The organism is Kitasatospora sp. NRRL B-11411 (assembly GCF_000721345.1).
Classification (GTDB): Bacteria; Actinomycetota; Actinomycetes; order Streptomycetales; family Streptomycetaceae; genus Kitasatospora; species Kitasatospora cineracea.
In genome coordinates this window covers 54,742-61,880 of the sequence record NZ_JOGH01000035.1, presented here as the reverse complement: position 1 = coordinate 61,880, position 7,139 = coordinate 54,742, and the positions used below count along the sequence as shown (strand labels likewise).

General features: G+C 71.4%; 8 protein-coding genes. 4 read left to right on the top strand and 4 right to left on the bottom strand.

What is annotated here, in order from left to right; genetic code table 11:
* Positions 1 to 150: 150 nt before the first annotated feature.
* A complete protein-coding gene (locus IH44_RS0118395; protein WP_030460693.1) occupies positions 151 to 921 on the bottom strand; it encodes a VOC family protein in 771 nt (256 codons plus the stop codon).
* Positions 922 to 1,264: 343 nt separating this feature from the next.
* Here IH44_RS0118395 and ribA point away from each other — a divergent pair, with 343 nt between their 5' ends.
* Positions 1,265 to 1,897, top strand: a complete 633-nt coding sequence (gene ribA, locus IH44_RS0118390; RefSeq protein WP_030460692.1) for a GTP cyclohydrolase II — start codon at positions 1,265 to 1,267, stop codon at positions 1,895 to 1,897.
* Between the two features lie 340 nt (positions 1,898 to 2,237).
* On the opposite strand, the gene IH44_RS0118385 is transcribed toward ribA, so the two are convergent.
* Together IH44_RS0118385 and IH44_RS0118380 are read right to left on the bottom strand one after the other, a co-directional pair.
* Positions 2,238 to 2,597: a hypothetical protein gene (locus tag IH44_RS0118385; protein ID WP_030460691.1), complete on the bottom strand. Its 360-nt coding sequence runs from the start codon at positions 2,595 to 2,597 to the stop codon at positions 2,238 to 2,240.
* Between the two features lie 14 nt (positions 2,598 to 2,611).
* Positions 2,612 to 3,865, bottom strand: a complete 1,254-nt coding sequence (locus IH44_RS0118380; protein ID WP_030460690.1) for a helix-turn-helix transcriptional regulator — start codon at positions 3,863 to 3,865, stop codon at positions 2,612 to 2,614.
* Between the two features lie 347 nt (positions 3,866 to 4,212).
* Here IH44_RS0118380 and IH44_RS0118375 point away from each other — a divergent pair, with 347 nt between their 5' ends.
* The 3 genes from IH44_RS0118375 (at position 4,213) to IH44_RS0118365 (ending at position 6,553) form a co-directional block, all read left to right on the top strand.
* Positions 4,213 to 4,623 (top strand): hypothetical protein, encoded by a 411-nt coding sequence (locus tag IH44_RS0118375; protein WP_030460689.1) that lies wholly within the window; start codon positions 4,213 to 4,215, stop codon positions 4,621 to 4,623.
* 617 nt (positions 4,624 to 5,240) lie between these two features.
* Positions 5,241 to 6,098: a protein kinase gene (locus IH44_RS0118370; RefSeq protein WP_051817035.1), complete on the top strand. Its 858-nt coding sequence runs from the start codon at positions 5,241 to 5,243 to the stop codon at positions 6,096 to 6,098.
* On the top strand, positions 6,098 to 6,553 hold the full coding sequence (locus tag IH44_RS0118365; protein WP_051817034.1) for a GNAT family N-acetyltransferase: 456 nt from the start codon (positions 6,098 to 6,100) through the stop codon (positions 6,551 to 6,553). Before IH44_RS0118370 ends, IH44_RS0118365 begins: the two co-directional genes overlap by 1 nt.
* Here IH44_RS0118365 and IH44_RS0118360 read toward each other — a convergent pair.
* The gene (locus IH44_RS0118360; protein WP_063759639.1) at positions 6,483 to 7,046 is read right to left on the bottom strand and encodes a DoxX family protein; all 564 of its coding nucleotides are present in this window, start codon (positions 7,044 to 7,046) and stop codon (positions 6,483 to 6,485) included. The two genes, IH44_RS0118365 and IH44_RS0118360, sit on opposite strands and share 71 nt — an antisense overlap.
* Positions 7,047 to 7,139 lie beyond the last annotated feature (93 nt).

The following is a 7,139-nucleotide window of genomic DNA, read 5'->3' as shown; positions in this document are numbered from 1 at the left end:
CCCCCGGCCCGGGTCTGACCCCCGTCCCCCCTCCTCCTACTTGCCGTCCCTCTGCTCCGCGAACACCGCCGCCCGGGCCCCCGCCGTCCCCCACTGGCGCCCCCGGCCCGGGTCCGACCCCGTCTCCCCTCTCCTCCTACTTGTCTCCTCCTACTTGCCGTCCGTCCCCTCCGCCACGTGGATGCCGAAGACCGCGCCCTGCGGGTCGCGCAGCACGGCCAGCCGCGGCCCGTCGGGGACGTCGGTGGGCGGGAGGGTGACGGTGGCGCCGAGCAGGGCGGCGCGCTCGGCGCCGAGGTCGACGTCGGCGACCGCGAAGTACGGCATCCAGTACGGCGGCACCTCGGCCGGGAACTGGTCGGACATGTCCATCATGCCGCCGAAGTCCCGTCCGCCCAGGCCGAATTCGGTGTACATCTCGCCGGTGTTGACGCTCCAGCCGAACACCCGGGCGTAGAACTCGGCGGCGGCCCGCGGGTCCCGGGTGGCGAGTTCGACCCAGCCGAGGGCGCCGGGCTCGTCGCGCAGGTCGACGCCGTGCAGCCCGGCGGGCTGCCAGGTGGCGAAGACCGCGCCGGTGGGGTCGGCGGCGACCGTGTAGCGGCCCAGGTCCGGGGCGTCCGTCGGGGGGACGATCAGCCGGCCGTCGGCGTCGGCGATCTCGTCGGCGGTGCTGTCGGCGTCGGCGGTGTGGAAGCCGATGGTCCAGGCGGTGGCCCGGCCGGGCCGCAGCAGGCCGCCGAGTCCGGCGACCAGGTGCTCGCCCAGGTACAGCCGGGTGTAGCCGCGGGCCTGCTCGTCGGCCGCCGTCTCGGCGCGCCAGCCGAACAGCTCGTGGTAGAAGACCCGGGCGGCGGCCGGGTCCTCGGTGGCGAGCTCCACCCAGCAGGGCGCGCCGGGGCTCGGTTCGGTGATCTTCACGGTCGGCTCATCTCCCAAGCTCGCGCTGCCTCGGGCCGGGTCCGCGCCCCGTCGCCGGGTCGTCGCGTCGCCCCGCCCGCTCCGTCCTACCTGTCCACCTTGCCGGGGTACCGGCGGGTAGCCGGGGGCTGGTGGGCCGAACGGGAGGGCCGTGCGTCCGCACGAACGACGGGGCCGGCGGGGCGGGGAATGCCGTCCGGGACGCCAGTTGTTCGAATTGGAACAACGGTGTAGCGTCGGGCGAGCACGATCCGGTTCGAATTTGAACAACCCGGCGGCCGCCCGTCGGCCCCTCGCACCGGACCGCAGACGACCACCACTCGCGGCCCCGGAGGGACCAGACATGACGCACCAGCTCCCCACCGCCACCGTGCGCTCCCGCGTGCGCGTCCCCCTCGCCTTCGCCGACGGCTACCGCATCGAGGCCGACGTGCACACCTTCCACGGCCTCGCCGACGGCGCCGAACACCTCGCCCTCGCCCTCGGCGACCCCACCGCCACCGCCACCCCCCTGGTCCGCCTGCACTCCGAGTGCCTCACCGGCGACGTCTTCGGCTCCGCCCGCTGCGACTGCGGCCCCCAGCTGCGCGAATCCGTCCAGCGGATCGCCGAGACCGGCGGCTACCTCCTCTACCTCCGCCAGGAGGGCCGCGGCATCGGCCTCTACAACAAGCTCGACGCCTACGCCCTCCAGGACTCCGGCCTCGACACCTACCAGGCCAACGCCGCCCTCGGCCTCCCCGAGGACGCCCGCGACTACACCGCCGCCGCCCAGATGCTCACCACCCTCGGCGCCCCCGCCGTCCGCCTCCTCAGCAACAACCCCGACAAGGCCACCCAACTCACCACCCACGGCATCACCATCACCGAACGCGTCCCCACCGGCGTCCACCTCTCCCCCAGCAACCTCCGCTACCTCCGCGCCAAGGTCGAACACACCCAGCACACCCTCGCCCTGACCCCCCTGGTCGGCTGACCCCGCCACCCCCACGGAGCCCGGGCCGAATCGGCCTTGAGACTTCCGGGGCTACTGCCGATCCACGGCCGAACGTTCCGGTACCCCTGCTTCCGGTGCTCCACGGCCTGGATTCGAGGCGGCAGTGAGGTGGCGCCGGCCTATGTGCGGGATGTTCCCGACCCCAAATCTCTGGGCGTCGCGGAAGAGGCACGGCAGAACTATCTCGGCCGGGTCGACGCCCTCCGTCATGGCGAGCACTGCGCCGACGACCCGGTCCGGAACGAGTGCCCGGCCATCGTCGCCCGCGGCCCCGCCCTTGTGTCTCAGGGCGAGGGCCGGGGGCGACCGAGCCGAGGCATCAGGTCAGAGCGCTCTCGATTGCCTCGAAGATGTCCGCGTCGGTCTCCTGCTGCCATCCTGGAAGTTCGCTCCAGTCGGCGACGTAGCCTGGCTTCGGGTTCTCGATGTGCTTGTGGATCTGCGCGATCCAGCACAGTGCCACGAACCGGCCCTTCTGCTCTCGGGTGAGCTTCGAAGCGTGCCCGTCGCTCACTCGCAGGAACTCGCGGACCTGGCCGAAAACCGTGGCGGCGCACTCGCGCTCCCAGTCCGGCGTTTCGTCCCAGGGCGCGACATATCCCGGCTTCGGGTCTCCGGGGTAGTGCTTCAGGACGCCGGCGATCCAGGCATCACGGAAAATCTGCCCGTCAGTTGACATGTGCCACTCCTCGGTCAAGCGACGCTGTCCAGCGCCGAAATGTGCTGATGCAGCGCCAGAGCACGGCTGTCCGACATGAGGGGGACGAGGCGCGTCTTGACGCCTTCCAACTTTCTTCCCACGTAGCCCGAGCCGGTCTGGCCAGCCAAATCCAGGGCGGCCCGGACGTAGTGGCCTGCCTTGTCGAGGTCTCGGCGCTCGGCACCAAGGGCCGCCAATTCCGCAAGAACGGCCCCCCGGCGGCGCAATGAAAGCGGCTGGGTGAGCGCTGCGGTCAACGCCAGTTCCGCCAAGTCCGGGCGGCCCAGGGCGAGATAGCAGGTGCCCCGTTCCTCGGCCAGCCGCGAGCCGTCAAAGCGGAGCCAGCCGCCATTGTGCAGTTTTCCCGACAGGCCGTGTACCTGCTCGGCGGTGTCCAGCGCTCTGTTGGTGGCCTCGAAGTCGCCAAGACCTGCGTACGCCTCGGCCTGGACCGCCGCCACCCAGTACCTCGTCGACAGTTGACTGTCTCCCCGCTCGGCCACTTGCGCTGCTGCCGAAAGCATCGGAGCCGCCGCCGAAAATCGGCTTTCATACAGCTCAACGAATGCATGACGCGTCAATGCGCATGCCCACATGTCGAACTCGCCGGCTTCTCTGCATGCGCTGACGGCCAGCGTGTAGCAGTGGGCGGCATCGGCATACCTATTGGCATCGAAGAAAATCTCCCCGGCCAGTTGGTAAAGGTCTCCGACCAGCAGGCAAAGACGCCGGCGGGAGGCACTGCTCTGGCTTTCCTGCAGGGCTCTGGCGAACAGCCCGAGCTGGTGTCGGACCACCGGGTAGACGGCCTGCTTCGAGTCGGACAGGGAAAAAACCCGCCACAGTGACGCGTTCAGCTCCGATCCGGTCTCCGCCAGTGAAGCAGCCGTCCCGTCTCCGGGGGCCGGGTTGCCGATTTCGGGCAGGGAGATGAGGGCGCCTGTCACGGCCAGCAGACTCAGGACATCACGGCGCTTCATTTCGTCTGTGTCCCCAGGGGGAAGTCCGGCAGCAGGAGCCGCCGGAAGGACTTGAGGGACCGCTTCCGGCGCCAGTAGGTCCGCAAGCGCCTCGGGAGTGAGTTTGAGGGCCAGCACCAGCTTGGGCAACACCCACCCGCGAGGGTCCGCGCCGGCCTCCCAGCGGGCAACCGTGGAGGTGGCTACCCCCAGCAGTTCGGCCAGGTCGTCCTGACTGTAGCCCAGGGCCTTGCGGCGGGCCGCAAGCCGCCTTCGCCTCCCGGCCACATGCGCCTCCTCGTGCAGATCGAAAGGCCCAGGTCAAGTCTGACAACGCGTTGATTATGCCTGACAAGCGCTCAGCTTCTGCTCTGGTTCTGCGCAACGGGGCGGCCGTTCACTAGAGGCAAGCAGGCAACCTCAGTCCCAGCAGGAGGACCGGCCGACCGTGAACGAGCAGGATGAGTACCGCGCTGCGGCCGAGCGCACCGCACGCGGCCGGCCGCGTCTGACCGCCCTGCGCCTTCGGGCACCCACGAACTCCCGGTCTGCGAAAAGAGCCTGTCGGGCCGGGGCGCCACCACACGACTGCTCGGCCGGCAGGCCGAGCAGCACGAACGCGATTGGAGAGACACGTGAGCACCATCGACACCGGCTCCGCGCTGGACGAGCTGGGCAAGTTCTTCAGGATCACCGGTGAGCGCATCGACGCCGGGCCGTCCGCCCCGCAGATGTTCTCCGGGGCCGTCGACCGGGTGTGGCACCGGCTCACCGAGAACCCCGCCAAGCACGACGAGTTCACCACCGAGCACGCCGGCCGCAAGCTCGACCACGTGGAGAGCGGCGGCGAGGGCCGGATCGAGTGGGTGGACGCCTACACCGTGGCGTACGGCCCGCTGCCGGAGGTCTGGTTCACCGACGCCGACGGCACCCTGGACACCGAACTCCTCGGCCGCTACCGCGACACGGGGAAGGTCTGGGCGGAGTGGAACTGCTCGCCCGCCCCGGGCGACGGCGACCTGGCCCCGGCGGCGTCGTACCTGTGACCACCGCACCACGCGACGGGGCGTCCCGGCCGACCGCCGGGGCGCTCCGCCTCATCGAGCCCCGGACGGAGTTACCCACCTCCGTTGACGTGGGGCCCTACCTGGCGGGACTGCACGAGCACTGCCCGTTCCTGCGGCCCTCCGTCCGGCGCGGCATGACCGGCTGGACGGTCTACGAGATCGTCCCGGGCAGTCACCGGTACGCGGTGGAGGCGGAGTTGTTCCACGCCGGGGTCCAGGCCGCGGAGTGGGTCCGCCCGTTGATGGCACGGCCCTTCGGCACGCTCGTGTGCGAGAACGTGGTGCTGCTCGGTCGGTGCGAAGACGCGGACCACCGCGAGTTGCCGGCCTGGCCGCACTGGGCGTTGAAGCACCTGTACGCCCCCGTCGGGGTCATGTTCGGCAAGTTCCCGCAGGGCGCGGTCGAGACCGACCGACACGGCCGGAGCATCCCGCCGCCGCCCTTCTCGTTCCTCCCGGTGCGAGCGGGCGTACGGCCGCTGGACCCGAAGTTCCTCACGGGGACGCCCGGACCTCGCCACGGCCCTTGCCGTGTCCGTGGACGACGGCCGGGACGTCTTCGAGCACATCCCTTGCGAGTGGAAGGCAGTTCGAGAATGGGCGAGTTCCTTGCCGAGGCCGCAGCAGCGCTGAAGGCCGCGGAGGCGCTGTGCGGTCCCGTTGCGCTGACGGAGGTCAGCGACCGGCGCGGCTCGGCTGTGTGGAAGGCCGGCGGTCCGGACGGAGCGGCGGCCATCAAGCTCGGCACCGGAGAGGCCGCCGAGGTCACCGCCCGCGAGGCGTCCGTACTGGACCGGCTCCCCGGTTACCGGGTGGCTGTCGGCCGGATCTCCGAGGGCGTCTGGTACGTCACGCCGTGGGAGGAGGGGCCGAGCACCTGGCAGCAGTTCACATCCGTCCGCGCCGGGCGGGACGCCGCTCGGCCCGAGGCGCTGGCGAGCGCCGTCCAGGTCACCCGGGCGGTGGCGGACCTGCACGGCCTCGGCTGGATCCACGGCGACCTCCAGCCCGCCCACGCCATCCACACCGAAGGCGGGGTGCGACTGATCGACTTCGCCTGGGCCCGGCAACTCGGCGAAACGCCCTGGTCGGCGTTCCGGGGCACGATGGTGCACCTCACCGCGCCCGAGCTGGCCGCCGAGATCACGACCGACGGCCAGCCCGTGCTGACCACCTTCATGTCCGACGTGTACGCCCTCGCCGCCTCCCTGTGGACCTGCGTCACCGGAGACTGGCCGCTGGACTACGAAGCGGCGGGCATCGACCGGCAGAGCATCGGCCCGGCCGCGCTGCTCGGAGCCATCGGCGAACGGGCCGTCCCGCTGGCCGGCACCGAGGTCTGGCCCGAGCTTCAGCAGGTACTCAAGCCCGTGCTGCTCGGCAATGCGAAGGACCGTCCGCTGGCCACCGAACTCGCCGACCAGCTCACCGCCTTGCACGAGGCGGGCCGCTGATGGTCGAGTTACGGGAACTGCGGCCCGGGGACGCCTCGGCCCTGCCCGGCATCTACACCGCCGAGGCGGTGCGGTACCTGGGCCGCCCGCCGATGGAGCGGACGGAAGCGGTCTTCCGCATCCGCCAGGCGCTCGCGCCTCCCGTCGGGCTGCCCCGCGACCACGTGCTCGGCATCACCGCCGACGGCGCACTCGTCGGCGTCGCCACCCTGCACCAGCGCTCCGCCGACGGTGCCGCCGTCAGCTACCTCCTGCGACCCGACGTCTGGAACCGGGGATACGCCACCCTCGCCGTCCGCCACCTGCTCGACCTGGCCCGACGCCTCGGCATCTCCCGGGTGCACGCCCGGCACCACCCGGACAACCCGGCCTCCGGCCGTGTCCTCACCAAGGCGGGATTCGTCCCGACCGGCGAGCACTCCGGGTTCCTGACCTACTCCGCCGTCCTGCCGTAACCCGTTTCCCCTGTCCGTCCCGGAGCACCCCCGCGGGGCCCGGGCCGGGGGCGGGGCGGGTCAGTGGCGGCGGGTGAGGAGGGCGGCGGTGCGGGCGCGGTGGTGCCAGGCGGTGCCAGGCGATGAAGGCCAGCGGGAGCATGAAGAAGAACGGGGTGCCGGCGTTCTCGCCGTGCATCGCGGTCAGTTGGGTGATGAACGCGCACAGCAGGAAGCCGATCAGTGCGGTCGCGGCGGGTCCGGCCAGCCGGGGCAGCAGCAGGCCGACGGCGCCGGCCAGTTCGACCGCGCCGGTCAGGTACATGAACCAGTCGCCGACGCCGATCGCGTCGAAGACGGTGGTGGCGGCGGGCAGCGCCAGCAGCTTGGGCGCCGCGCTGGCCAGGGCGAAGAAGAGCGCCAGCAGGATCCGCAGCGTCAGGACCGTGCGGGCCACGGCCTTCTTCGGAGCGGCGGCAGTGGCGGCGGTGGTGGCGGTCGTGGTGGTGGACATCTTGTCGGTTCTCCCCGGTCGGTCGGTGGGTTGTCGTTGCTCTCACTGGCTTCGACGGGCCCCATCGCCCGGACTCATCGGTCCGGGGAGGAG

Excerpts from the sequence above, each read along its gene's own strand:
- ribA (WP_030460692.1), top strand. The coding sequence starts at position 1,265 with ATGACGCACCAGCTCCCCACCGCCACCGTGCGCTCCCGCGTGCGCGTC.
- IH44_RS0118385 (WP_030460691.1), bottom strand. The coding sequence starts at position 2,597 with ATGTCAACTGACGGGCAGATTTTCCGTGATGCCTGGATCGCCGGCGTC.
- IH44_RS0118365 (WP_051817034.1), top strand. The coding sequence starts at position 6,098 with ATGGTCGAGTTACGGGAACTGCGGCCCGGGGACGCCTCGGCCCTGCCC.
- IH44_RS0118360 (WP_063759639.1), bottom strand. The coding sequence starts at position 7,046 with ATGTCCACCACCACGACCGCCACCACCGCCGCCACTGCCGCCGCTCCG.
- IH44_RS0118370 (WP_051817035.1), top strand. The coding sequence starts at position 5,241 with ATGGGCGAGTTCCTTGCCGAGGCCGCAGCAGCGCTGAAGGCCGCGGAG.